Origin of the sequence: Mesobacterium pallidum, assembly GCF_019966535.1 — a bacterium.
Classification (GTDB): Bacteria; Pseudomonadota; Alphaproteobacteria; order Rhodobacterales; family Rhodobacteraceae; genus Mesobacterium; species Mesobacterium pallidum.
The window spans coordinates 168,933-193,839 of the sequence record NZ_JAIMID010000003.1 but is presented as its reverse complement, the minus strand read 5'-3'; the positions used below and the strand labels follow the sequence as shown (position 1 = coordinate 193,839).

Here is a 24,907-nt window from a genome sequence, read left to right as displayed (position 1 = left end):
CCCGCCCGATGCCGTAGGGTGGGGTTTTACCCCACCGCGCCTCACCCTCGCGGCAACTTTGCCGCAGCGATCGCCGCGCGCAGCATCTGCGGATCGCCCAGCTGGTTGGCCAGCACCAGGATCAGCCGCGCGTTCAGCGCGTCGCTTTCGGCCTTACTCAGCCCCTCGTGCGCCTCGAGCAGGTCGGCATAGAAATCGTCGGCCGTGCCGATGTTGGGTGTCAGGACCAGTTCGGTCATGCTTCGTCTCCTCCCAAGGCCAGGGCGCGCCGCAGGGCGCTGCGCATGAAGCGTTCGTTCCAGCCTGCGCGCCGGGCGGCAACGTGCTGGTCGGGCCGGACCAGGTAGACCGCGCAGGCCTCGTCGCCCAGGTACCGGCGCCGCAGCTCTCCGGTCACGTCGTCGGCCGCGCTGAGGCGCAGCACCTCGACCGTCACGCCCGCCTCTTCGAACCCGTCCTCGGGCACCTCGGCATCGATCGCCAGCAGCACGAAGCGGTCGCCAAGCCTGTCCAGCAGGTAGCCGCCCTCCAGCGGAGCATCGGGGCATGGCGCCCCGGGCCGCGTCCGCGCCGGCCCGTGCAGCGCATCGGCGCTGTTCAGCGGCGAGCCGTCGTAGACGCAGGGCACCGACAGCCGGCCGGAATTCACCAGCGGACGCGCGAATTCGTAATGCTCGGAAAGATCCAGCACCGCATCGCGGAAGATCCGGCTCATGTCCGATTTCGGCGTGATGAAATCGGTCGAGCGGGACGAGTTGAGGATGTTCTCGTCCGCCCCGTGCACCCGCTCGACATCGTAGCTGTCCAGCAGCGCCTCGGGCGCGATGCCCTCGATCACCGCCCGCAGCTTCCAGCCGAGGTTGTCGGTATCCTGCACCCCGCTGTTGGCGCCCCGCGCGCCGAAGGGGCTGACCTGGTGCGCGCTGTCGCCGGCAAAGATCACGTGGCCATGGCGGAATTTCTCCATCCGCCGGCACTGGAAGGTGTAGATGCTGACCCATTCCAGCTCGAACTTCACGTCCTCGCCCAGCATGGCCTTGAGGCGGGGGATCACCTTTTCGGGCTTCTTTTCCTCGTCCTTGTCGATGTCCCAGCCCAGTTGCAGGTCGATCCGCCAGACGCCATCGGGCTGCTTGTGCAGCAACGCCGACTGGCCCTTGTTGAAGGGCGGGTCGAACCAGAACCAGCGCTCGGTCGGGAAATCGGCCTCCATCACCACGTCGGCGATCAAGAAGTTGTCCTCGAACACCCGGCCCACGAAATCCAGCCCCATCATAGACCGGATGGGCGACCCGGCGCCGTCGCAGGCGATCAGCCAGTCGGCCTCGAGCTGGTAGGGCCCCTCGGGCGTCTCGACGGTCAGCGCGACATGGTCGCCCTTGTCCACCACCTCGGCCACGCGGTTCTTGCCGCGCAGGCCCAGCGGTGCGCCGCCCGCTTCCAGCTCGCGCGCGCGGGCGACGAGGAAATCCTCGAAGTAATATTGCTGCAGGTTGATGAAGGCCGGCCGGCGGTGCCCCGTCTCGGGCAACAGGTCGAATTCATAGACCTTGCGGTCGCCGAAGAACACCTTGCCCTTGTTCCAGATGACGCCCTTGTCGACCATCTCCTGCCCGCAGCCAAGCCGGTCGAGAATCTCCAGCGGCCGCTTGGCGAAACAGATCGCGCGGCTTCCGAAGCTGACCTTGTCATTGTCGTCCAGCACCACCACCTCGACGCCCTGGCGGCCGAGGTCGATGGCGGCGGCCAGCCCCACCGGGCCGGCGCCGACGATCACCACCTTGCGCCGCACCGGCGCTGCGGCATCCTGGTCGGCATGGCGCTTGTAGGGATAGAGCTCGCGCTCGAAAATCGCCGTCATCTCCCGATCCTCCCTTTCATTATTCCACAAATACTCCCGCCGGAGGCATCAACGGCCCCGCCAGCGGCGTCACCCGAAATACTGGCGCGCGATCTCCGCCCGCTCGTATTCGAGGAAGAACTCGTCCAGTTGCGGTGGCGCCACCCCGGCGTGGGCCAGCTGCACATGGGCCTGGCCCCGGTGATGCACCTGGTGCTGGAAGAGATGGGGCAGGATCGCCCCGATCTCCTCGGTCACCGTCTGGTCCCGCCGCTCGGTCGCCACGCGCCGGGTCATGTCCTCGGCCGTCAGTTTCTGGCAGAACATGGCCAGTTGCAGGTCGGCCTCGGCCTGCAGCCGGGCCAGCGCCTGCCAGTCCCGCACGAGGCCCCGGTCATAGACCGCCCGGCCCCGCCCGCCCTCGGTCAGCGCATCAAGGTAGTAGAGGTCCACCTCGTAGACATGGTTCAGCGTCGCGCAGAGCGACGGAAAGGCGCCGGGCCGCACCGCGCAGAACTCTGCCTCGGCCATGCCATCCAGCGCGCCGTAGAGCACCCGGTTGGCATAGGCGTTGTTCAGCGCCCAGGGGATATGCGGATTGGTCCAGCCCATGGTCAGCCCTGCAGCTGGGTCCACATGTCCTTGTCGCGCGCGGCGGTCCAGACACGGGGTGTGTCGATGCCGCGGGCCTCGTCATATGCGCGGGCGACGTTGAAGGGCAGGCAATGCTCGTAGATCGCGTAGTCCGAGAACTTCGGATCGCATTCCGACCGGCAGGCGTCCCAGGCTTCCTTGAGCGTGCCGCCGCGGGCCACGACCCGGGCGATGGGCTTGTAGGTCGAGTTGACGAAGTCGGCGGTGTTCTCGAGCGCCTTGGCGACCATCTCTTCGCCGACCAGCGCATCGCCACGGCCCGGCGCGATGGCCTTGGGCTCGTAGGCGGCGATGTTCATCAGCGTGTCTTCCCAGTCCTGGTAATGCCCGTCGCCGCAGTAGCAGGCCGAGTGGTATTCCACGATGTCGCCGGTGAACATGACCTCCTGGTCGGGCACCCAGACCACCGCGTCGCCGGCGGTATGGGCGCGGCCCAGGTGCATGATGTCGACCCGGCGCTTGCCGAGGTAGACGGTCATCCGGTCGGAGAAGGTGGTCGTGGGGCGGGTCAGGCCGGGGATCTCTTCATGGCCCTGGAACAGGCGGGGGAAGCGGTCGAATTCGCTGTCCCAGTCTTCCTGCCCGCGCTCTTCGACCATGGCGGCGGCGACATCGGACATGATGATCTCGCGCGCGCCGTAGGCCGATGCGCCCAGCACGCGGACGGCGTGGTAATGGGTCAGCACGAGGTGGCTGATCGGCTTGTCGGTCACGGACCGGACGCAGTCGATGACCTTCCGCGCGAGGCGTGGGGTGGCCTGCGCCTCGACGATCATCACGCTGTCGTCGCCGATGATCACGCCGGTGTTGGGGTCGCCCTCGGCGGTGAAGGCGTAAAGCCCCTCTCCAACCTCGGTGAAGCTGATCTTTTTCTCTGCCATGTCGCCGGCGGATGCGAATGCCTTGGCCATGTGGCGCGTCCTTTCTGGTGTCGGGGCCGGTGGCGGTGTCGGAGCCTCCGGCGGGAGTTTATTGGCAAGATGAAGGGCGGATCGGGCGCCCTTCATGGCGTGTCGTCTGCGATGAGGGGGAGGGTGGGGTTTCATCCCACCGCCGCCTCACCGGGCGTAGGGGTCTTCCAGCGCGGGCAGGACTTTGCCGGTGCAGGGGCCGAAGCCGATGCGGTAGCCGTCGCCCAAGGCCGCGCCCGTGAGGGTCAGCGTGTCGCCATCCTCGAGGAAGGTGCGGGTCTCGCCACTGTCGAGCGTCAGCGGCTCCTTGCCGCCCCAGCTGAGTTCCAGCAGCGAGCCGCGTTCGTGCTTTTCCGCGCCCGAGATGGTCCCGGACCCCAAGAGGTCGCCGGGGGTCATCGGGCAGCCCGACGTGGTGTGATGCGCCAGTTGCTGGGCCGAGGAATAGTACATCTCTCGGTAGTTGGTATGCGCGATCTCGGTGGCCGGCTTGCCCTCGGGCGCCAGGGTCACGCGCAGGTCGATGTCGTAGAGCATCGGGCCTGCGTCCTTGAGGTGGTCCAGCAGCTCGAACTCGCGCTCGGGCGTGTCGCATTTGAACGGCTCGAGCGCGGCGCGGGTGACGATCCAGGGGCTGATCGTGGTCGCCGTCGCCTTGGCCTGGAACGGCCCCAGCGGCTGGTATTCCCAGGCCTGGATGTCGCGCGCCGACCAGTCGTTCAGCAGCACGTAGCCAAAGATCATCTCGTTCGCCTCGGTCACGGTCACCGGCCCTTCTGAGGCGGTGCCGACAATGGCGCCCATCTCGAGCTCGAGGTCGAAGCGGCGGCAGGGAAGGAAGGCGGGCAGGTCATGGTCGGGCGATTTCAGCTGGCCCCAGGGGCGGCGCACATCGGTGCCCGACACGACGACCGAAGACGCCCGGCCGTTGTAGCCGATCGGGATGTGCAGCCAGTTCGGCGGCAGCGCGTTCTCGGCCCCACGGAACATGGTGCCCACGTTGGTCGCATGGTGACGGCCGGCGTAGAAATCGGTGTATTCCGAGACCAGCATAGGCATGTGCAGCACCGCCTCGGCCATCGGCACGAGCAGCGGCGCGACCGCGTCGCGGTTGGCCTCGTCGCCCAGTAGTTCGACCAGGCGGGCGCGCAGGGCGGCCCAGACCTCGGGGCCGGCCTCCATCACCTCGTTCCAGAACGGCACGTCGAAGAGCGGCGAATCCGAGAGGGCGATCAGCCCTTCTTCCTCGGCGCGGGCGCAGTCGAAGATCATGTCGCCGATGGCCACGCCGCAGCGTTCGTCCATCTCGTCGGTCGAGAAGACGCCATAGGGCAGGTTGTTCAGCGGGAAGTCGGTGTCGGGGCTGTTCGCGCCCGGGACCCAGCTTGTCATCAGTGGCATTCGCGTTTCCTTGTCTTTCGGGGCCGGTGGCCCGCTCTAGTCTGCGTCCGGCTGCGCCTCTGGCAGGCCCTGGCGGACCGCATCCAGTTCGCGCGCACGGGCGTCGATTTCGACCAGCCGGCCGAAGGGCGCGAGGTCGAGACCCCAGCGCCGCGCATTCACCATCTGCCCGACCAGGCAGATGTCGGCCAGCCCCAGCGTGTCGCCGAAGGCGAAGGGGGTATCATCCTCGATCATCGTCTGGAAGGCGGTGAAGCCTTCGGTCATCCAGTGCTGCATCCAGGCGACGGCTTCGTCCTGGCTGTGGCCCAGCGTGCCCTTGAGGTAGCCGAGGATCTTGAGGTTGTTGACCGGGTGGATGTCGACCGCGATCACCTCGGAGGCCGCCTCGACCCGCGCGCGCAGGTAGGGATCGGCGGGCAGCACGGGCGGTTCGGGATAGGTCGCCTCGAGATACCGGATGATCGCCATCGACTGGGTCAGCACGCGGCCGTCGTCCAGCACCAGCGCGGGGACGCCCTTGGCGGGGTTCAGGGCCATGTAGTCCGCCCCGGCCTGTTCGCCCCTGGTCAGCGCGATCGGCACGTAATCGTAGCTGACCCCCTTGAGGGCCAGCACGATCCGCACGCGGACCGACGTGGTCGACCGCCAGTAGTTGTAAAGCTTCACCTCGGTCTCCTCCCCGCGTGGCTGACTGCCGGAGCTTACTTCTTGCCCGGCGTGCCGTCGAACTTCTTCTCGAGGCTGTCCCAGCAGTCGATGTAATCGTCCTGCAACGGCGCTTCCTTTCCGGCGAATTCGGTCAGGTGCTGCGGGAAGCGGGTCTCGAACATGAAGGACATGGTGTTGTCCAGCTTGTCCGGGCCGAGGTTGGCGTTCGATGCGCCCTCGAAGGCATTCTTGTCCGGCCCGTGCGGCAGCATCATGTTGTGCAGGCTGACCCCGCCGGGGATGAACCCCTGCGGCTTGGCATCGTACTGGCCGTAGATGTTGCCCATCAGCTCGGACATGATGTTCTTGTGATACCACGGAGGGCGGAAGGTATCCTCGGCCACCAGCCAGCGCTCGCGGAAGAGGACAAAGTCGATATTGGCCGTGCCCGGCACGCCCGAGGGGGCGGTCAGCACGGTAAAGATCGACGGGTCCGGGTGGTCGAAGAGGATCGCGCCGACCGGGCAATAGGTGCGCAGGTCGTACTTGTAGGGCGCGTAATTGCCGTGCCAGGCGACCACGTCCAGCGGGCTTTGCGGGATCCGGGTTTCGTGGAACTGGCCGCACCACTTGATGGTGAGGGTCGAGGGCACCTCGCGGTCCTCGAAGGCCGCCACCGGCGCCTTGAAGTCGCGCGGGTTGGCGAGGCAGTTGGCGCCGATCGGGCCACGGCCCGGCAGTTCGAACTTCTGGCCGTAGTTTTCGCAGACGAAGCCACGGCAGGGGCCATCCAGCACCTCGACCCGGTAGACGAGGCCACGGGGGATGATGGCGATTTCCTTGGGCTCGAGGTCGATGATGCCAAGCTCGGTGGCAAAGCGCAGCCGGCCCTCTTGCGGGACGACCAGCAGCTCGCTGTCGGCGCTGAAGAAATATGCATCCTTCATCGAGGTGTTCACGAGGTAGACGTGGCTGGCCATGCCGACCTGCGTGTTCACGTCACCGGCCGTGGTCATCGTGCGCATGCCGGTGATCCAGGTGAGCGGTTCGTCCGAATGCGGCACCGGGTCCCAGCGGTACTGGCCCAGGCTCGTGACATCCTGCGGCACATGCGGCGCCGACTTCCAGTAGGGCACGTCGATCCGCGTGTAGCGGGCCGAATGCTTGACGCTGGGACGGATGCGGTAGGTCCAGGTCCGCTCGGGCGGGTTGGCGGTGAAGGCGGTGCCCGACAGCTGCTCTCCGTAGAGGCCGTAGTTGCACTTCTGGGGCGAGTTCATGCCCTGCGGCAGGGCGCCGGGCAGCGCCTCGGTCTCGAAATCGTTGGCCCAGCCGGGCATGTAGCCCTCGTGCGGGCCGGGAAGGGACGGCGCCTGGACCAGGCTCGTCGGATCAACTTGGCGATTCATGGCGTTTCCTCCTATTGGTTGCGTTTGTAATGGTTGATTTTGTAACTAACAAGGGGCAGAGTGGGGCCATGAGCGATATTGATGACTTCGACCTGCAGGATTTCCTGCCCTACCTGCTGAACCAGGCCGCCGAGGCGTCGAGCCTCGCGTTCCACCAGATCTACCGCGAGCGCTATGGCATGCTGCGGACGGAATGGCGGGTGCTGTTCCACCTGGGCCGCTACGGCGACATGACGGCGAGCGACATCGCGACGCGGGCCAAGATGCACAAGACCAAGATCAGCCGGGCCGTGTCTGCGCTGGAGGATCGGCGGTTCCTGACCCGGTCGCGCCGGGCCGAGGATCGGCGGCAGGAGATGCTGTCGCTGACCGCGGCGGGCCGCGTGGCCTACCAGGACCTGCGCGGCGAGGCGCAGCGCTACAACGCCGAGATGACGCAGGCGCTGGGCGTCACGGATGCCCGGATGCTGCAGGCCGTGCTGCGGCGGCTGGGCGGGATCGGCTAGGCGCCGTTTTCCGGGTTGCAGGGTCCTTGGGTGCGGGAGAGGTCGTTCTCCGGCACTTCTCGGGGGGGCGCGGTCGGTCAGCCTCGGTGACTTGGGCGTTCCCCGGAAGCCGGGCATCCGCGCCCGCTCCGCCTTGGTCCGCGCGACCAGGCCCGGCAGGACCACCGCCGACGGCGATCGCGCCCGCCGTGCCAGCCGTGCACGTCAGAAATCGACCGTGACGCCGGGCAGGTTCAGCGCCTTGACGAGGTCGCGCAGCTCTTGCCGGGCGGCCACGTTCGAGATGTTCAGCTGCTTGACGCCGACGTCCTTGAGGTCGAGCAGCGTCAGCCCGCGCGGGAACAGCTCGCGGAAGATCACCCGCTCGTGGAACCCCGGCGCCACGCGGAAGCCGATCCGCTTGGAGAGGTTCGCGACGGCCTTTTCCATCTTCTGCTTGTTGACCATGGCCTGCGCGCCCAGACGGTTGCGCAGCACGATCCAGTCGATGGGCTTGAGGCCAGCCTGCGCGCGCAGCTGACGCGCGCTCCAGACCATCTCGGAATAGACCGAGGGGCCAAGGATCTTGACCCCGTCGCCGTCGATCCGCGCCAGCAGGTCAAAGTCGATGAAACTGTCGTTCAGCGGCGTGATCAGGGTGTCGGCCAGCGAATGCGCCACCTGGCTCAGCCGGGTGTGCGAGCCGGGGCAGTCGATCAGGATGTAATCGCAATGCTCTTCCAGCCCGGCCACGGCGGCCGACAGGCGGTGGTCGTAGATGTTTTCGCCCGGCTTGAGCGATTGCGGGTCGATCTCGGGCAGCTCGACATACTCCGCCCCGGGCAGGTGCAGCCCGGACTTGGACAGGAACTTGGCCCGGTTGTCGGCATAGCGCCCCAGCGTCTTTTGCCGCAGGTCGAGGTCCAGTGCGCCGACCTTGTGGCCCATCCGGGCCAGCGCCGTGGCCACGTGCATCGACACGGTGGACTTGCCGGCCCCGCCCTTCTCGTTTCCGACGACGATGATATGCGCCATTCTGGTCCCTTTGCCTCGCGCCCGTGAGATGAGCGAATTTCTGCGCAGGTTAGCCGTGCGGCCGGGGGGATGGAAGGGGATGGGCCCCTTGCCGGTCGCGGCGATTCGCGAACGTTGCCGCCCTGCCGCAATCGGGCAGGGCGCCTATTCGAGCCCGGCAATCACCGCGCGCAGGGTGGGGATGCCCCAGCCTTTTTCCGACGAGGTCACTATCAGCTCGGGGAAGGCGGCCGGATGCTTGGACAGCGCCCCGCGCACCTGCGCGAGCACGGCCTCACGGTCCTTGTCCTTGACCTTGTCGGCCTTGGTCAGCACCACCTGGAAGGTCACGGCGGACATGTCGAGCAGGGACAGGATCTCTTCGTCCACGGATTTGACGCCATGGCGGCTGTCGATCAGCACGAAGGCGCGGCGCAGCGATTGCCGGCCCGACAGGTACTGCTTGAGCAGCCGCTGCCATTTCGCGACCACGTCGACGGGGGCATTGGCAAAGCCGTAGCCCGGCAGGTCGACGAGGTAGCGGCTGTCGCCGAGGGTGAAGAAGTTGATCTCCTGCGTGCGGCCGGGCGTGTTCGACGCGCGCGCAAGCCCCTTGCGGCCGGTCAGGGCGTTGATCAGGCTCGACTTGCCGACGTTCGAACGACCGGCAAAGCAGATCTCGATCCGGTCGTCGGGCGGCAAGCCGTCCATGGCGACCACGCCCTTGAGGAAATCGGTCCCGCCGGCAAAGAGCTTGCGGGCGGCCTCGATCGTGGCGTCGTCCGGGGTCTCGACCTCGGGGAAGGGCAGGGTGGTCATGGCAGGGTTACCTCGTCTCCGATCGCGACGCGACCGGTTTTCACGACCTGCGCCGTGACCGAAAAGTCACGGTGGCCGAAGGTGTCAAGCGTGCCCAGCACGTCGGCATCCCGTTGGCCGGTTTCGGGATTGGCATGGGTGGTCATGCAGCGGTCGGTGCGTTCCAGGACGCGCAAGGTGGCGGATCCGATGCGGATCTCGCGGCCCAGCCAGTCGAACTCGGCCCAGGGCGGCAGCCCGTCCAGCCAGATGTTGCCCCGCCAGCGGGCGGGCGACAGGGGCTGGCCCAGCCGCTCTTCGACGGCGCGGTGCGAGGCCATGTTGCAGATCGTGACGTGGCCGCTTTCGATGTCGGTGTAGCCGGTGCCCGTCGCGCGCATCAGGCGTGCGGGCTGGGGCCGGTTTGCGGGGGTCATGCCGGCCACCCAGGCGACCAGCTTGTCGCCTTCCGTCTCGGGGTCGAAGTCGAGCGGCGCGCGCTCGGGGTGGGTCAGGGTGATCCGGCCCGCCTCTTCGTCCACCTTTGCGGTGATCGCGGCCATCGCGGGCGATCCGGCAACGCGGGTGAATTCGATGCAGCGCGCCCAGCCGGTGCCGGCGCGGCTGGCGTCATGGGCCATGGCATAGGCCCGGTCCCAGGGCAGGGTTTTCCCCGCCTCCAGAGTGACCGAAGCCACGGACTCGCGTCCGTGGCTCTTGATCGGGTACCGGCAGATGTCGGTGACCGTCACGGTCATTTCTTGGCGGCCTCCGCCTCGGTCTTGGCCTTCCGTTTGCGGAAGATGTTGCCGAAGAGATCAGGCCGTTTCCCGTGCAGCGTCATGATCGTGTACTGCTGGGTGAAGGTGATCGTGTTGTTCGCGATCCAGTAGAGCACGAGGCCCGAGGCGAAGCTGCCGAGCATGAACATGAACACCCAGGGCATCCAGGCAAAGATCATCTGCTGGGTCGGGTCCGTGGGCGCCGGGTTCAGTTTCTGCTGCAACCACATCGAGATGCCCAGCAGGATCGGCAGCACGCCAAGGCTGATGATCGCGAGGAAGCTTTGCGGATCGGGCGCCGCGAAGGGCAGGAGGCCGAAGAGGTTCAGGATCGACGACGGGTCGGGGGCCGACAGGTCGCGGATCCAGCCGACCCAGGGCTGGTGGCGCAGTTCGAGCGTGACGAAGATCACCTTGTAGAGCGAGAAGAAGATCGGGATCTGCAGCAGGATCGGCAGACAGCCCGAGGCGGGGTTCACCTTTTCCTTCTTGTAGAGCTCCATCATCTCTTGCTGGAGCTTGCTGCGGTCGTCGCCGGCGCGCTCCTTGATCTTCTCCATCTCGGGCTGGAGTTCCTTCATCTTGGCCATCGAGACGTAGGATTTGTAGGCCAGCGGGAACAGGATCATCTTGATGATGATGGTCAGCGCGATGATCGCCCAGCCCATGTTGCCGATCAGGTTGTGCAGGTTGTGCAGCAGCCAGAACATCGGCTTGGTGATGAAGAAGAACCAGCCCCAGTCGATGGAATCGAGGAAGCCCGCGATCCCGCCCTGTTCGTAATTGCGGATGGTTTCCCATTCCTTGGCGCCGGCAAACAGCTGCGTGGTGACCTCGGCCGAGGCGCCCTGGGCCACGGTCATGGTCGGCAGCACGGCCTCGGTTTGGAAGATGTTGCGGCGGTCGTCGTACTTGGCCGCGGCCTTGAAGGCGGTGCCGGGCTGCGGGATCAGCGTGGCCATCCAGTAATGGTCGGTGAACCCGATCCAGCCGTCTTCCTGCACCTGGGTGACCTCGGCGCGGGCGCCTTCGGACGGGACGATCTCGAGGTCCTCCATGTCCTTGTAATCGGTCTCGGTCAGCTCGCCGTCGGTCATCGAGATCAGGCCTTCATGCAGGATGAAGAACTTCTTGATGTCCGAGGGGATGCCGTGACGGGCGAGGATGCCGTAGGGCGCCAGCGCGGCGGTGCCGGCGCCGGTGTTCTCGACCCGCTGGGTCACGGTGAACATGTAGTCCTGGTCGATGGCGATGGTGCGGGTGAACTTCAGCCCTGCGCCGTTGTCCCAGCTGAGGGTCACGGGCGTGTCCGGCGTCAGCGTGGCATTGGCGGGCGCGGTCCACAGCGTGTTGGGGCCGGGTACGGCCTCGGCCGTCAGGCCGGCGCCGGGGGCCCAGCCGTACAGGGCGTAATAGGCGTCGTCCCCGCCGGCGGGCGAGAAATATGTGACGATGTCCGATCCGTCGTCCAGCGTCTCGCGGTAATCCTTGAGCTTGAGGTCGTCGATCCGCCCGCCGCGCAGCGAGATCGAGCCGGCGACGCGCGGCGTCTCGATCGTGACGCGGGGCGCGTCGGCGGCCAGCGGCTGCACGGCGGCCTCTCCGGTCGCGGCTGGCGCGCCTGTCGTCGTCGCGCCGGGCACGGCAGCGGTCGGCGCGGTCGTCGTCTCGGTCACGGCCTCGGTCGCGGTCGGATCGGCCGGCGGCTCGGGCGGCGGGAACATGACGAACCAGCCGATGAGCACGACCATGCTCAGGACCGTTGCGAGAATGAGGTTCTTGTTCTGATCGTCCATGAGGGACCGCCACCTGTCCTTTGCGTATCTGCGGCCGCGTTCAACAGAGTGCCCCCCGAAAGGTCAAGGGGAGATGCGCCCGATGGGGGCGCCTGCGTCCATCGGCTGCGCCCCAGATATGGGCCGCGGCACCGGGAATCAACGTGTTTCGGGAAAGTCGCGGGATTAGCTGGCCTGGCCGCCGATCCGCGGCGCCTGGGCCAGCGAGGCGTTGTGCGTGGTGATCCAGTCGAAGGTGCGTTCCAGTGACATCGGCCGCGCGATGCCGAAGCCCTGCACGTGGCCGCATCCCAGCTGCGACAGGATCGCGTGTTCGCCCGCGGTCTCGACCCCTTCGGCGAGGGTGTCGAGGCCCAGCCGCTCGGCCATGGTGAGGATGGCGGTGATGATGCGGCGCTGTTCGAGGTCCTTGTCGGCATTCTTGACAAAGCTGCGGTCGATCTTGAGCCGCGAGACGGAGAACCGCCGCAGGGCCGAGATCGAGGCATTGCCGGTGCCGAAATCGTCAAGGTCGATATGGCAGCCCATCTCGGCCAAGGCATTGACATTCTTGACCGTCCGCTCGTCGTCCGAGGTGGTCACGACGGTTTCCAGCACCTCGATCACCAGCCGCTCGGGCGGGATGTCGACGCGGTCCAGTTCCCACTTGATGCGGTCGATCAGGCGGGGGTTGCGCAGCTCGGGCCCGGCGAAGTTGACCGAAACGGTGGGGATGTCCAGCCCGGCCCGGTCCCAGGCGGCCAATGCCTGCAGGGCCTGGGTCAGCATCATCTCGCCCAGCCGTTCCAGCGCGCCAAGTTCCTCGACCACGGGCAGGAAATCGGCCGGGCCGACCACGCCGCGTTCGGGATGAACCCAGCGGGCCAGCGCCTCGAACCCCGTGATCTCTCCGGTGTCGGTCGAGATCTGCGGCTGGAACCAGGGGGTAAAGGTCTCTTCCTCGAGGGCGGCGCGGACCTGCTTGCCGAAGACTTGCCGCTCGACCGCCTGCATCCCCATCTCGCGGGTGAAACCGCGGGCACATCCGTTTCCGGCAGCCTGCGCTTCGGTCAGGGCGGTCGAGGCGTGGTCGAAGAGGCCCGGCGCGGTCTCGTCCGGGTCGCGGGTCGAGATGCAGTAACCGATGGAGCAGCTGAGGTAGATCTTGGTCGATTCGACGGAAAACGGATCCTCGAGCCGGGTTTGCAGCCGCGACGAGATGTCCGCCGCGCTGTTCATGTCGAACTGCTTGACCGGCCCCATGATGATGCCGAACAGGTCGTCGTCGAGCCGCCGCACCGAATCGATTTCGCGCAGGTTGTCCACCATCCGCTCACCCGCGCGGCGCAGCACCGTGTCGGCGGCATTGGGGCCGAAGCGCACGGTCAGCTCGTCGAAATCGTCGATGCGGACCAGCAGGCAGGCCACCCGGCGGCCGCGCTGCGCGGCCTGCTGCAGCTTGGATTCCAGCATCTGCTCGAACGCGTCGCGGGGCAGCAGGGTATAGGGGTCGGTCGCAGTGAAGCGCGACTTCAGCCGTGTGTCGACCCCGCCGACAAACAGGAACAGCACCGGCAGGAACAGCGCAACGAGGGTCAGCGCCCCCTCACCGCCCAGCCAGAAAGACCCGAGCGACACGGCGGGAATGAAGGCCAGCAGGTGGGGCCCCGAAAGCGCCAGGCGCAGCCGGGACCTGAAAGCGGACAGCGAAGTCGTCCGGCGTCGCGCCATGGGCGGTGTTCCCCAGTCATCAGGTCATGCAAGGCTGACCGTAGGGACGGGGGCTGAGCAGAGGCTTAACGCAGCCGGGGCGCTTTGGCGGAATCTTCGTCGAATTTTACCGAGTCGCGCGCAAGACCAACGAAATCAAAGAGTTTCGGGTCCAGCATATGGCTGGGGCGCACATTGGTCAGCGCCCGGAACATGACCTGGCGGCGGCCGGGGCTGTTGCGCTCCCACTGGTCGAGGATCTGCTTGACCTGCTGGCGCTGCAACCCGTCCTGCGACCCGCAAAGGTCACAGGGGATGATCGGATACTTCATGTCGCGGGCGAATTTCTCGCAATCCGCCTCGGCCACGTGGGCGAGGGGGCGGTAGACGAAAAGATCGCCTTCCTCGTTGACCAGCTTGGGCGGCATGGTGGCCAGACGCCCGCCGTGGAACAAGTTCATGAAGAAGGTCTCGAGGATGTCGTCGCGGTGATGTCCGAGGACCACGGCCGAGCAGCCTTCCTCGCGCGCGATGCGGTAGAGGTTGCCGCGCCGCAGCCGCGAACAGAGCGCGCAATAGGTCCGCCCGGCGGGGACCTTCTCCTTGACGATGGAATAGGTGTCCTCGTACTCGATCCGGTGCGGAACCCCCATCTTTTCAAGGAATTCCGGCAGAACGGTCGCCGGAAACCCCGGCTGTCCCTGGTCGAGGTTGCAGGCCAGCAGCTCGACCGGCAGCAGGCCGCGCCATTTCAGCTCGTGCAGGATGGCGAGCAGCGTGTAGCTGTCCTTTCCGCCCGAGAGGCAGACGAGCCAGCGCGCGCCCTCCTCGATCATGCCGTAGTGGTCGATGGCCTCGCGCACGTTCTGCACCAGCCGCTTCCGCAGCTTGCGGAACTCGGTGGTCTTGGGGGCGCCGTGGAACAGCGGGTGGATATCGTCGCAATCGTCGAGCATGAAGCGCCCCTTACGGTGTGGCGGGGCCGCTGGCAAGCGCGCTGGCCTGCACCCACCAGCCGGGACGGGTCAGCGCCTGCGCGGCGCGGTCGGCGGTTTCGGGCGTGTCGTAGAGGCCGAAGCAGGTGGCGCCCGAGCCCGACATGCGGGAGAGCAGCGCGCCGGTGCCGGCGATGGCCTCCAGCACTTCGGCGATGACGGGCTGGGCGGTGCAGGCGGGCGGTTGCAGGTCGTTGCGCTGGTCCGCGAGCCAGTCGCACAGCGCGGCGGGGCCGGCCCAATGGTCCGGGAAGTCCGCCATGGGCGGGTTTTCTACCTCGTGCAGGGCCTGGAAGACCGCGCCGGTGGGCACGGCGACGCCGGGGTTGACCAGCACGCACCAGAGCGGCGGCAGGGCGGGGGCGGGGGAGAGGTCTTCGCCGATCCCGCGCATGCGGCTTGGCAGACCCGAAAGGCAGACGGGCACGTCGGCGCCAAGGGTCAGCACGGCCTCGGGCCCCGGCATCTGCCCGGTCGCCTGCCAAAGGAGCGCGATCACCGCCGCCGCATCGGCCGAGCCGCCGCCGATCCCGGCCGCGGCGGGCAGGTGCTTGTCGAGCGTGATGGCGACACCGGGCAGGTCGAACAGCCGCGCCGCGCGCAAACAGAGGTTGCCGCCATCCGTCGGCACGCCCTCGGCCCGTGGGCCGGTGACGGTCAGGGACAGGCCGGTCGCAGGCGCGATGGCAACCCTGTCGCCATAATCGGTGAAGGCGACGAAGGAATCGAGCAGGTGGTAGCCGTCGCCGCGCCGCCCCGTCACGTGCAACGACAGGTTGACCTTGGCCCGGGCGGTCAGCGCGGCCGGGTCAAATGTCATCAGCCATCTGCAGGGGCGGGGCGCCTTCTTCTTCCAGCACAACGTCCAGCCCGACCTCGAGCTTGCGGCGGATGCGCAGCGGGTCGACCTCTTCGAGGTTGGTGCTGTCGGTGATGAAGCTCAGCGCGCGGCGCCACTGGAACTCGGCCTCGCGCTGGCGGCCCACGGCCCAGAGCACGTCGCCGAGGTGGTCGTTGACCACCGGGTCCACCGGCATCAGCTCGGCCGCGCGCTCCATGTGCACGATCGCCTCGTCGTAGCGGCCCAGGCGGTAGTTCACCCAGCCCAGGCTGTCGACGATGTAGCCGCTGTCGGGCCGCGCGATCACGGCGCGTTCGATCAGGCCAAGCGCGCGGTCGAGATCCTCGTGCTTTTCCACCATGGAATAGCCGAGGTAGTTCAGCACCTGCGGCTGCTCGGGATTGAGCGTCAGGGCCCGTTCGAACCCGGCCTTGGCCTTGTCCCAGTCGCCGACCCGCTCGAGGCAGATCGACCGGGCGTAATAGGCGAACCACTGCGGCGCATCCATCTCTTCGTAGAGCGCGATGGCGCGGTCGTAGGGAGCGATGGCGGCCTGGAAATCCTCCCGCTGGCGCATCACGTCGCCAAGGGTCGAATGCACGAAGGGCTGGTCGGGATAGTCGCGCGCCAGCTGTTCCAGCACCTCGATCGCCGCCTCGTCCTTGCCGGCATCGCGCAGCGACTCGGCGCGCCCCAGCTCGGCCACGTGGAAGCTGGGGTCATCGCGCGGCACCTTGCGGTAGGTGGCGACGGCGAGGTCGTACTGGCCCATTTCGTCCAGCAGGCCCGCGTTCATCAGGATGGCGTCCACGTGATCGGGGCGCAGGTATTCCGTCACCCGGCTGTAAAGCAGGGTGTAGCTGCTCTCGGCCTCCTGGTTGAGGGCGCCGGCGATGGTAAAGAACACCTCGGCCATGCCGTCGCGGGCCGACCGGATGTGGCTGAAGGGCAGCGCCTCTCCGGCCTCGAGGTCGGCGGCGATCTGTTTCAGCGAGGGGTCCAGTTCGCTGCGGAAGCTGCTGTCCATCAGGGCCCGCGCCTCGTCGACGCGGCCCAGCTGGCTGAGGATCTCGATCCGGGCCAGCGCACCGCGGCGGCTGCCCGAGAGCGAGCCCGAGGCATCGGCGGCAAAGATCGCCTCTGCCCCTTCGAAATCGCCGACCGATGCCATGGCCAGCGCCTTGTGATACATGGCAAATCCGGCAAGACCGTTGGTCTGCGCCACGGTGTCAAGCTCGGTCAGCGCGTCGCTCATCTTGCCCTGGCCGACCAGCGTCCAGGCGCGCAGGAGGCCGTCGACCAGCGGGCCGATGCCGCCGTCCTCGTTGAGACGGGCGAGCAGTGCATCGTAATCCTCGGCCTTGGCCAGCGCCGAGACCGAGGCGAGATGGGCGATCTGGCTTTGCGCGCCGGTCGCCTCGAGCTTGTCGGCGATCTGGGCGGCGCGGTCGAAATTGCCCAGCGAGACCTCGGCGATGATGGCGTTTTCCATCAGCGCGGGATTGCCCGGGTCCTCGATCATGGCGCGGGAAAAGTAGCGCGAGGCGCTTTCGAAATCGCCCGATGCGCTGGCGGCCCGTGCCGACAGGTAGGCCCCCGCCAGCCCCTGCGCCGCCACCGGGACGGAAGACAGGGCGAGGCAGGCCGCGACGGCCGCCGAGATCAGCAGGGATGGTTTCGATTTGCGCGTCACGTGCAGACTCCTCGGGTCGTGTCCGGTCAGGATAACAAGGTAACCTTGATGAAACCTAGACGCAGCCCGGCCATCACGCAATGAGGGGAGGCCTTTCGGCTCCCCCTCATCCCGGAAACGAATTCGTGATCGAAAAGTTTTTCAGCCAACCGGCAGCCGGCTCGGATCCCCATCCTCTCAGACCGCCGATTTGAAAGAACGTTAAAAAATCTGCGGTAAGAGACGCTACGGAAGTTACGTCAAGCTGTTGATTTCTTCGTGAAGTCGCCAAGATGAAATTTGACGATGCGTGAAGTTGCGATTGATCTGGACTGGGGACGGCGCCTGTCGCTTTACGGCGGCTTTTTTCTTGCGCTGGTCGTCCTGGCTCCGTTCGAGACCCGCGACCTGGCTTTCTGGGAGCGAGTCGTCTTCTGGGCGGCCGACATCTCGGTTGTCGGGTTCTTCATGCACGTGTTCATCCGCACGACCGTGCACGCGCCCCGCCTGCGCCGGTTGCCGCACCCGCTGCGCATGGTGCTGGGCAGCATGGCGGCGGCGGTGCCGGCGGGGGCGGGAATCATCTACCTTTTCCTGACCATCGGCCGGCACGAGACCTTTCCGGTGCATTTCGCCGTCCTTTGGGCCGAGACCAGCGCACTGGGCTTCCTGCTGTTCGCGATCGAGTATTACATCTGGCCGCGCCGGACGGCCCCTGCGCCGGGGCCTGCGGACAAGGACGCGCCCGCTGTGCTGGAGCCGGGGCCGGAGCCCCTGTCGCCCGTCGAGCCGCCCGCGATCCCGCGCCTGGCCGAGCGGCTGCCGCCCGAGCTGCGCGAGGCCCCGATCCTGTCGCTGTCGATGCAGGACCATTACGTCGAGGTGACGACCCAGGATGGCGCGCACCTGGTGCTGATGCGCCTGTCGGACGCGGTGGACCTGCTGGACGGGGTGCCGGGCGCGCGGGTGCATCGCTCGCACTGGGTCTCGGCCGGCGCGCTCGCGGCGCTGGAACGCGAGGGGCGGCGCCACGCGGCCGTGCTGCGGGACGGGCGCCGGCTGCCGGTCAGCCAATCCTACCTGGCCGATGCGCAGGCCCTGCTGAACGCATAGGGGCGGCAGACCTGCCGGTCGCCGCCCCTTTTTGCGCTGGATCTCGCGGGATCACATATTGGGATAGTTCGGCCCGTCCCCGCCCTGCGGCGTGGTCCAGTTGATGTTCTGGCTGGGGTCCTTGATGTCGCAGGTCTTGCAATGGACGCAGTTCTGAAAGTTGATCTGGAACTTCGGCCCGTTGTCGCCTTCGATCACCTCGTAGACGCCGGCCGGGCAGTAGCGCTGTGCGGGTTCGGCGTATTTCGGCAGGTTCACGTCGATCGGGATCGACGGGTCGGCCAGCCGCAGGTGGCAGGGCTGGCTTTCCTCGTGGTTGGTCATGGCAAAGCTGACGTTGGTCAGCCGGTCGAACGACAGCTTGCCATCGGGCTTGGGATAGTCGATGGGCTTGTGCTTGTCCGCCGGTTCGGTCGATTGCGCGTCGGTCTTGCCATGGCTCAGCGTGCCGAAGGGCGAGAATTTCAGCAGCGTCTGGCACCACATGTCGGCGCCGCCCAGCAGCAGCCCGCCCAGCAGGCCATAGCGCGCGTTCAGCGGCGCAACGTTGCGCACCCGGTGCAGGTCCTTGCCCACGACGCCGGTCTTCAGCGCGGCGGTGTAGTCCTCGAGCGTGTCGCCAGAGCGGCCCGCCTTGATCGCGGCATAAGCCGCCTCGGCGGCCTCGATGCCCGAATGCATGGCGTTGTGGTTGCCCTTGATGCGCGGCAGGTTCACGAGGCCGACCGAGCAGCCCAGCAGTGCCCCGCCGGGAAAGGCCGCCTCGGGGATCGACTGGAACCCGCCCTTGGTCACGGCGCGGCTGCCGTAGGCCACGCGCTTGCCGCCCGTCAGCAGCTCGGCGATCTTGGGGTGATGCTTGAACCGCTGGAATTCCATGTAGGGGAAGAGGTAGGGGTTTTTGTAGTTCAGATCGACGATCATGCCGACATAGACCTGGTTGTTGTCCAGGTGGTAGACGAAGGTCCCGCCGGTGTTCTTGGTGCCCAGCGGCCAACCCATGGTGTGGGTGACCTCACCCTCGTTGTGCTTGGCCGGGTCGACTTCCCAGATTTCCTTGATGCCGATGCCGAATTTCGGCACGTCAGAATCCTTGGCCAGGTTGTAGCGCGCCAGCACTTCCTTGCTGAGCGATCCGCGCACGCCTTCCGACAGGAACACGTACTTGCCGTGCAGCTCCATCCCCGGCTCGTAGCCCGGCCCCGGCGTGCCATCGGCGTTCTTGCCGAACTCGCCGGCGATCACGCCCTTGACCGACCCGTCCTCGCGGTAGACCAGTTCCGAACAGGACATGCCGGGGAAGATCTCGATCCCCATGCCTTCGGCCTGCTCGGCCATCCAGCGGCAGACATTGCCCATCGAGACGATGTAATTGCCGTGGTTGTTCATCAGCGGCGGCATGATGAAGTTGGGCAGGCGGATCTCTCCGGCCTCGCCCATGAAGTAGAAGTTGTCTTCCTTGACCGGCACGTTCAGCGGCGCGCCCTTGGCCTTCCAGTCCGGGATCAGCCGGTCGAGGCCCGACGGGTCCAGCACGGCACCCGACAGGATATGCGCGCCCACTTCGGAGCCTTTCTCGAGCACCACGACCTCGAGATCGGAATCGAGTTGCTTGAGGCGGATCGCGGCCGACAGGCCCGCCGGGCCAGCCCCCACGATGACCACGTCATATTCCATCGCTTCGCGTTCGATCTCGGACATTTCCTACTCCCCATTCGGTTTGGCGACTTCGATAGCTGCACTGCGGCATCAGGTCAATTGTGACACCACGTTGAAAGGTTGGACCTTACGGGCAGATAGGGCGCCCGATCAGGATTTCTTGACGAATTCCGTGAGGATCACGATGCGCTGACCCTCGACCCGGCCCTCGATATGGCCCGCGTTGTCCGGCACCAGCGAGATGCCCCGCACCGCCGTGCCGCGCTTGGCGGTAAAGCCCGCGCCCTTGACCGGCAGGTCCTTGATCAGCACCACCGTGTCGCCCTGCGCCAGCACCGCGCCGTTGGTGTCGCGGTGGATCACGGCGTTTTCGTCGGGCAGGTCCGCCTCGGCCCAGGCCTGCACGTCCGGTTCCAGGTAGGCGATGTCCAGCAGGTCGCGCGCCCAGGGCGCCCCGGGCAGCGCCTTGAGCAGCCGCCAGGCGGTGACCTGGACCGCCGGCTCGGGGCTCCAGATCGCGTCGTGCAGGCAGTGCCAGTGCGCGCCGTCGGTGGGGCCGTCGGTCACGCCCGCGAGGCAGGTGTCGCAAAGCGCGATGGTCTCGATCCCGGGAGCGACGGTGGAGGTCTGGCTCGCGTCGGCGGAGCAGAGGGCGCAGGCGGTCATGGGCTGTCCTTTGGCTGTTGGCCCTGCCCTACACGGGCACGGCCGCCTCGGCCAACCGGGCAGAGCGCCGCAGGACCAGCCACAGCGCCACCACCGCGGCGATCGAGGCATAGCCATCCACTGCGTAGTGCCAGCCCAGGTAGACCGACAGGAACTGGTAAAGCAGCACGATGGCGAGGCTCAGCGGCCAGATGTTGCGCCTGAGCTCGAAGAGGTAGAGCGCGATCACCGTCGCCATGGCGACATGGACGGACGGGAAGGCGGAAATCCCGCTGCCCGCGTCCTGCGCGCCGGATGTGTAGAGCTGCCACAGGTGGTCGTGGTAATAGCCGACGCGGCCCTCTGTGATACCGGCCGATTGCAGCGCGGCGGTCAGCCCGGCAAAGGTGTCGCCCCCCAGCAGCCGGTCATAGTAGACCGGCCCGGCCGACATGAAGCCCCAGGCGAGGATATTGCCGAGGATCACCCAGCTGAGCACGTAGAGCGTGATGAACCGGCGCTGCCGCGCCACGTCGCGATCGAGCAGCACGACGAAGACCGGCAACCACATGGAGGGCAGCAGCCAGAGCGACAGGTAGATCTTGTGCGCCGCCTCGGGCGGTATGGCAAAGGGCAGGGCATGGGTCAGCGCCCAGGGATCATGGCCGAGATGCAGCGCCCGGTCGATATCGGCCATCAGCGGGTCGGCCCAGAACGGCATGGCCTGCGGCAGGGTCGCCTTGACCATGGTGAAACACAGCGTGAAGACCCCCACCGCCACCAGCGTGATCCCGGCTGCCGGGATGCGCCGCACCAGCGCGCCCCGGTCGGGCGCCACGGCAATCAGCGCGACGAAAGGCAGCAGGAACGTCCAGCCGTTCGACAGGAAGAACCCCAGCTGGCCGGGCAGCGACGCGACCACGGCGGAAAGCCGGGCCACCGGGTCGGCATCATGGACCCAGATGAAAAAGCTGGCCGCCGCGACGTAGCCCAGCACGAATGTCACGAACAAACGCATTGCAAACTGCCCGAATTCCGTTTTGTTTTGGGGCAAGCTTAGCGCCAAAGTCGAAACGCGGCCATTGCAAATCCCGGCGCCTGCCGATAGGCCCGGGCAACTTCGAGTAACCCGAAGATGCGGGGAATGACCACATGGAAAAGATTCTGATGACGCGGGGCGGCTATGCCGCGCTGGAAGCCGAGTTGAAGACGCTCAAGACCGTCGAGCGTCCGGCCATCATCCGGGCCATCGCCGAGGCGCGCGAGCATGGCGACCTGTCGGAGAATGCCGAGTACCATTCGGCCAAGGAAAAGCAGAGCTTTATCGAGGGCCGCATCAAGGAGCTCGAGGGCGCGATTTCCCTGTCGGACGTGGTGGACCCGTCCAAGCTGTCGGGCTCGATCAAGTTCGGCGCCACCGTCAAGCTGGTGGACGAGGACACGGACGAGGAAAAGACCTACCAGATCGTCGGCGAATACGAGGCCGACATCGAAAAGGGCAAGCTAAACATCAAGTCGCCCATCGCCCGTGCCCTGATCGGCAAGGATGAAGGCGACAGCGTCGAGGTCCGCACCCCGGGCGGAGAGAAGTCCTACGAGGTGCTCGAGGTGCGCTACGTCTGAGCTGAAGGCGCGGGCAGCGGATCGCTGACCCGCCCGGTCCGGGCGTGTGACCCCTTGCCGTGCGCGCCGCGGCGGGACAGATTGCATGAGGCAGGGGCGGCGCGTCGCCCCGCACGCGGGCGAAATCGCGGACGAGACCATGACCGAGACCACGACGGAAACGCGCCCGACGCCGCTCGGGATCTATGACAGCCAGCGTCCGGCGCAGGTGACGATCATCGAGGTCGCCGCACTGGGGTTGTCGGCCGTCTGGCTGCTGGGCGCCTCGGTGGTGCTCTTGTCGCTCGACGACAGTGCCGAGCAGGCGCTGGCCTCGATTAGCTTCCTGATGAAGGCGATGACGATCTTCCTGCCGGTCGCGATGATCTGGGTGGCCGCCATGGCCGCGCGGTCGAGCCGCATCATGCGCGAGGAATCGGCGCGGCTGCAGACCGCGGTGGATGCGCTGCGGCAGGCCTATATCTCGCAGGCGCAGCGCGGGTCCTCCAAGGCCGACACGACCATCGCCCGCAAGCTGGACGAGATCGCGGCGGCCCAGAAGAAGACCGAGACAGCGCTGGCGACCTTTTCGACCACGCGCGAGATCCGCACGCCGGTGCCGGGCGTGGCGCCTGCGCCGGTGGCGCAGCCCGCGGACCAGGCCAGCCTCGCGCTGGGCACGCCGGCCGAGGTCATGGCCCCGCCGCTCGAGGTCGGCGACGTGATCCGGGCGCTGAACTTCCCCGAGACGGTGGACGACGAGGCGGGCTTTTCCGCGCTGCGCCGCGCGCTGAAGGACCGGCAGGTGAGTCAGCTGGTGCAGTCTGCGCAAGACGTGCTGACCCTTCTGAGCCAGGAGGGCATCTACATGGACGACCTGCGGCCCGACTATGCCCGCCCCGAGATCTGGCGCCGCTTTGCCGCCGGCGAGCGCGGCCGCACCATCGCCGCGCTGGGCGGCATCCGCGACCGGTCCTCGCTTGCGCTGACCTCGGCGCGTATGAAGCAGGACATGATCTTTCGCGACGCGGTGCACCATTTCCTGCGGCTTTTCGACAAGGGCTTTGTCAGCCTCGAGGCGCGGGCCAGCGACAGCGACATCCAGGCCTTTGCCGAAACCCGCACCGCCCGCGCCTTCATGCTGCTGGGCCGCGTCGCCGGCACCTTCGACTGACCCCGCACGGGGCGCGATCAAATTGTGCGCTTCCGCGCGCTCTTTTGCGGCCCGTTGCGAGGTGACGCTCCGCGCGGGCCGTCGGCAGAGGGGAGGGGGCAGACGCCTCCGGCGGGAGTTTATCGGCACAATGAAGGCGGATCAGCGCCCGCGGCGGGTGGCCTCGCGGAACTCGGACAGGTGGAAGGCGCCGATGGCCTGGCCGATCACCGCGTAGGTGAGCGCGCCGAGGGCGATCAGGACGAGCAGAGCGATGTAGCGCAGGCCGGGGATGGCGAAGAAGCTGGCGAAGCTGACGAAGAGCCCCCAGAGCACCGCGCCCATGATCAGCGAGGCGATGACGATCCGCCAGGCGCGGCGGCGCAGCCGGGCGTCGAAGCGCACGACCTCTCCCATCCGGCGGGTGCCGGCGTAGAGCATGGCGACCATGGCCCAGCCCGCGAGCGTGGTGGCGATGGCCGGGGCAATCCAGCCGAGCACTGGGGCGAGGCCGATGGCGACGGCGGCGTTGATGGCCATGGTCCAGGCCGCGTAGCGGAAGGGGGTCCGGGTGTCTTCGCGGGCGAAGAACAGCGGCTGCATGGTCTTCTGCAGCACGAAGGCCGGCAGGCCGAGCCCGTAGATCGCCACGGCGACCGCGATGGCGGCGGCATCGTCCGGCCCGGTGCGGCCGCGCTCGAACAGGACCGAGACCATGGGCAGCGGCACGATGACCAGCGCCACGGCGCAGGGCACGGTCAGCGCCAGGGCGATCTCCGACGCGCGGGAGAAGGCGGCGCGCGAGCCGGCCTCGTCCTGCGCCTTGAGGCGGCGCGACAGGTCCGGCAGCAGCACGATGCCGACGGCGATGCCGACCACGCCCAGCGGCAGCTGGTAGAGCCGGTCGGCGGCGTAGAGCCAGCCCACGGCCTTGTCGAACTGCGACGCGACCTGCTGGCCGACCAGCAGGTTGATCTGCATGACCCCGCCGGCGAGGGCCGCGGGCACGGCCACGGCCACGAGGTGCTTCATCTCGGGCGTCAGGCGCGGGCGGCCGGGGCGCAGCCGGATCCCGGCCCGATCGGCCGCGATCCAGACCAGCGCCAGCTGGGCGACGCCGGCGACGGGCACGGCCCAGACCAGCGCGTCGATGATCGGCCAGTCCAGCGCCCAGGCGAGCGTCATGGCACTGAGCACGAAGATGTTCAGCAGCACCGGCGCCGCCGCCGCGGCGGCAAAGCGACCGGTGGCGTTCAGAGCGCCGGAAAAGAGCGCGGCTAGCGAGATGAAGAGGATGTAGGGAAAGACCACCCGACCATAATCCACCGTCAGCCCGAAGCGGGCATCGCCCGTGAACCCCTCGGCCGTGGCCCAGACCAGCGCGGGCATGAAGACCATCGCCAGCCCTGTCAGGCACAGGACGACAAAGGCCAGCCCGTTCATCGCATCGGTCGCGAACCCTTCCGGGTCGTCGCCCGATTCCAGCCGCTTGGAGAACATCGGCACGAAGGCCGCGTTGAACGCACCCTCGGCAAAGAACCGGCGGAACATGTTCGGAAGGCGGAAGGCCGCGACAAAGGCGTCCATCACCGGCCCCGGCCCGATCAGCGCCAGGATCATGATCTCGCGCGCGACACCCAGCACCCGGCTGGCGAGGGTCCAGAAGCCGACGGTCAGGACACCGGAAAACAGGCGAATGGGCTTCATGGCTGCGACTTCCTCGTCAGGCTCCGGCCCGATCTACCGCATCGCCGCAGCGACCAGAAGCCCCCTGCCTTCATTGTTTTCCAAATACCT

23 protein-coding genes are annotated in these 24,907 nt (G+C 67.2%); 4 read left to right on the top strand and 19 right to left on the bottom strand.

The window, feature by feature from the left end; translation table 11 throughout:
* Positions 1–41: 41 nt before the first annotated feature.
* From MF270_RS06270 to hmgA, 7 genes are all read right to left on the bottom strand, one after another.
* Positions 42–239 (bottom strand): DUF2783 domain-containing protein, encoded by a 198-nt coding sequence (locus tag MF270_RS06270; protein ID WP_238365017.1) that lies wholly within the window; start codon positions 237–239, stop codon positions 42–44.
* A complete protein-coding gene (locus MF270_RS06265) occupies positions 236–1,861 on the bottom strand; it encodes an FAD-dependent oxidoreductase (protein WP_238365016.1) in 1,626 nt (541 codons plus the stop codon). The genes MF270_RS06270 and MF270_RS06265 overlap by 4 nt, the downstream gene beginning before the upstream one ends.
* Before the next feature lie 69 nt (positions 1,862–1,930).
* The gene (locus MF270_RS06260; protein ID WP_238365015.1) at positions 1,931–2,452 is read right to left on the bottom strand and encodes a DinB family protein; all 522 of its coding nucleotides are present in this window, start codon (positions 2,450–2,452) and stop codon (positions 1,931–1,933) included.
* Between the two features lie 2 nt (positions 2,453–2,454).
* Positions 2,455–3,405, bottom strand: coding sequence for an MBL fold metallo-hydrolase (locus MF270_RS06255; RefSeq protein WP_238365014.1), 951 nt, complete (start codon positions 3,403–3,405; stop codon positions 2,455–2,457).
* Between the two features lie 147 nt (positions 3,406–3,552).
* Positions 3,553–4,806: a fumarylacetoacetase gene (fahA, locus tag MF270_RS06250; protein WP_238365013.1), complete on the bottom strand. Its 1,254-nt coding sequence runs from the start codon at positions 4,804–4,806 to the stop codon at positions 3,553–3,555.
* A 36-nt stretch (positions 4,807–4,842) separates the two neighbouring features.
* The gene (gene maiA, locus MF270_RS06245) at positions 4,843–5,475 is read right to left on the bottom strand and encodes a maleylacetoacetate isomerase (RefSeq protein ID WP_238365012.1); all 633 of its coding nucleotides are present in this window, start codon (positions 5,473–5,475) and stop codon (positions 4,843–4,845) included.
* Positions 5,476–5,510: 35 nt separating this feature from the next.
* A complete protein-coding gene (gene hmgA / locus MF270_RS06240) occupies positions 5,511–6,866 on the bottom strand; it encodes a homogentisate 1,2-dioxygenase (protein WP_238365011.1) in 1,356 nt (451 codons plus the stop codon).
* Between the two features lie 68 nt (positions 6,867–6,934).
* Here hmgA and MF270_RS06235 point away from each other — a divergent pair, with 68 nt between their 5' ends.
* Positions 6,935–7,372 carry a MarR family winged helix-turn-helix transcriptional regulator gene (locus MF270_RS06235; protein ID WP_238365010.1) on the top strand — a complete coding sequence of 146 codons (438 nt, stop codon included), beginning with the start codon at positions 6,935–6,937 and terminating at the stop codon, positions 7,370–7,372.
* Between the two features lie 204 nt (positions 7,373–7,576).
* Here the strand turns inward: MF270_RS06235 and MF270_RS06230 are convergent, their stop codons facing one another.
* The 8 genes from MF270_RS06230 to MF270_RS06195 form a co-directional block, all read right to left on the bottom strand.
* A complete protein-coding gene (locus MF270_RS06230) occupies positions 7,577–8,386 on the bottom strand; it encodes a division plane positioning ATPase MipZ (protein ID WP_238365009.1) in 810 nt (269 codons plus the stop codon).
* Positions 8,387–8,530: 144 nt separating this feature from the next.
* The gene (gene yihA, locus MF270_RS06225; RefSeq protein ID WP_238365008.1) at positions 8,531–9,184 is read right to left on the bottom strand and encodes a ribosome biogenesis GTP-binding protein YihA/YsxC; all 654 of its coding nucleotides are present in this window, start codon (positions 9,182–9,184) and stop codon (positions 8,531–8,533) included.
* Entirely contained in the window at positions 9,181–9,921 is a 741-nt protein-coding gene (locus MF270_RS06220) for an MOSC domain-containing protein (RefSeq protein ID WP_238365007.1), read from the bottom strand. The genes yihA and MF270_RS06220 overlap by 4 nt, the downstream gene beginning before the upstream one ends.
* The gene (gene yidC / locus MF270_RS06215) at positions 9,918–11,741 is read right to left on the bottom strand and encodes a membrane protein insertase YidC (RefSeq protein ID WP_238365006.1); all 1,824 of its coding nucleotides are present in this window, start codon (positions 11,739–11,741) and stop codon (positions 9,918–9,920) included. Before yidC ends, MF270_RS06220 begins: the two co-directional genes overlap by 4 nt.
* A 165-nt stretch (positions 11,742–11,906) precedes the next feature.
* Positions 11,907–13,451, bottom strand: a complete 1,545-nt coding sequence (locus MF270_RS06210) for a putative bifunctional diguanylate cyclase/phosphodiesterase (protein WP_238365005.1) — start codon at positions 13,449–13,451, stop codon at positions 11,907–11,909.
* 65 nt (positions 13,452–13,516) lie between these two features.
* The gene (gene ttcA / locus MF270_RS06205; RefSeq protein ID WP_238365004.1) at positions 13,517–14,386 is read right to left on the bottom strand and encodes a tRNA 2-thiocytidine(32) synthetase TtcA; all 870 of its coding nucleotides are present in this window, start codon (positions 14,384–14,386) and stop codon (positions 13,517–13,519) included.
* A 10-nt stretch (positions 14,387–14,396) separates the two neighbouring features.
* Entirely contained in the window at positions 14,397–15,245 is an 849-nt protein-coding gene (locus MF270_RS06200) for a 4-(cytidine 5'-diphospho)-2-C-methyl-D-erythritol kinase (protein ID WP_238365003.1), read from the bottom strand.
* The gene (locus MF270_RS06195; RefSeq protein ID WP_238365002.1) at positions 15,235–16,959 is read right to left on the bottom strand and encodes a tetratricopeptide repeat protein; all 1,725 of its coding nucleotides are present in this window, start codon (positions 16,957–16,959) and stop codon (positions 15,235–15,237) included. The genes MF270_RS06200 and MF270_RS06195 overlap by 11 nt, the downstream gene beginning before the upstream one ends.
* A 285-nt stretch (positions 16,960–17,244) precedes the next feature.
* Between MF270_RS06195 and MF270_RS06190 the strand changes: the two genes are divergently transcribed.
* Positions 17,245–18,051 (top strand): LytTR family DNA-binding domain-containing protein, encoded by an 807-nt coding sequence (locus tag MF270_RS06190; protein ID WP_238365001.1) that lies wholly within the window; start codon positions 17,245–17,247, stop codon positions 18,049–18,051.
* 51 nt (positions 18,052–18,102) lie between these two features.
* On the opposite strand, the gene MF270_RS06185 is transcribed toward MF270_RS06190, so the two are convergent.
* The 3 genes from MF270_RS06185 to MF270_RS06175 all read right to left on the bottom strand — a co-directional run bounded on the left by MF270_RS06185 (position 18,103) and on the right by MF270_RS06175 (position 21,373).
* Entirely contained in the window at positions 18,103–19,752 is a 1,650-nt protein-coding gene (locus tag MF270_RS06185) for an electron transfer flavoprotein-ubiquinone oxidoreductase (protein WP_238365000.1), read from the bottom strand.
* Between the two features lie 108 nt (positions 19,753–19,860).
* The gene (locus MF270_RS06180; protein ID WP_238364999.1) at positions 19,861–20,376 is read right to left on the bottom strand and encodes an alkylphosphonate utilization protein; all 516 of its coding nucleotides are present in this window, start codon (positions 20,374–20,376) and stop codon (positions 19,861–19,863) included.
* A 28-nt stretch (positions 20,377–20,404) separates the two neighbouring features.
* Positions 20,405–21,373 (bottom strand): phosphatase PAP2 family protein, encoded by a 969-nt coding sequence (locus MF270_RS06175; protein ID WP_238364998.1) that lies wholly within the window; start codon positions 21,371–21,373, stop codon positions 20,405–20,407.
* Positions 21,374–21,507: 134 nt separating this feature from the next.
* On the opposite strand from MF270_RS06175, the gene greA reads away from it, so the two are divergent.
* Together greA and MF270_RS06165 are read left to right on the top strand one after the other, a co-directional pair.
* Positions 21,508–21,978: a transcription elongation factor GreA gene (gene greA, locus MF270_RS06170; RefSeq protein ID WP_238364997.1), complete on the top strand. Its 471-nt coding sequence runs from the start codon at positions 21,508–21,510 to the stop codon at positions 21,976–21,978.
* Between the two features lie 139 nt (positions 21,979–22,117).
* Positions 22,118–23,131, top strand: a complete 1,014-nt coding sequence (locus MF270_RS06165; RefSeq protein WP_238364996.1) for a hypothetical protein — start codon at positions 22,118–22,120, stop codon at positions 23,129–23,131.
* 141 nt (positions 23,132–23,272) lie between these two features.
* Here the strand turns inward: MF270_RS06165 and murJ are convergent, their stop codons facing one another.
* Positions 23,273–24,817, bottom strand: a complete 1,545-nt coding sequence (gene murJ, locus MF270_RS06160) for a murein biosynthesis integral membrane protein MurJ (protein WP_238364995.1) — start codon at positions 24,815–24,817, stop codon at positions 23,273–23,275.
* Between the last annotated feature and the right edge of the window lie 90 nt (positions 24,818–24,907).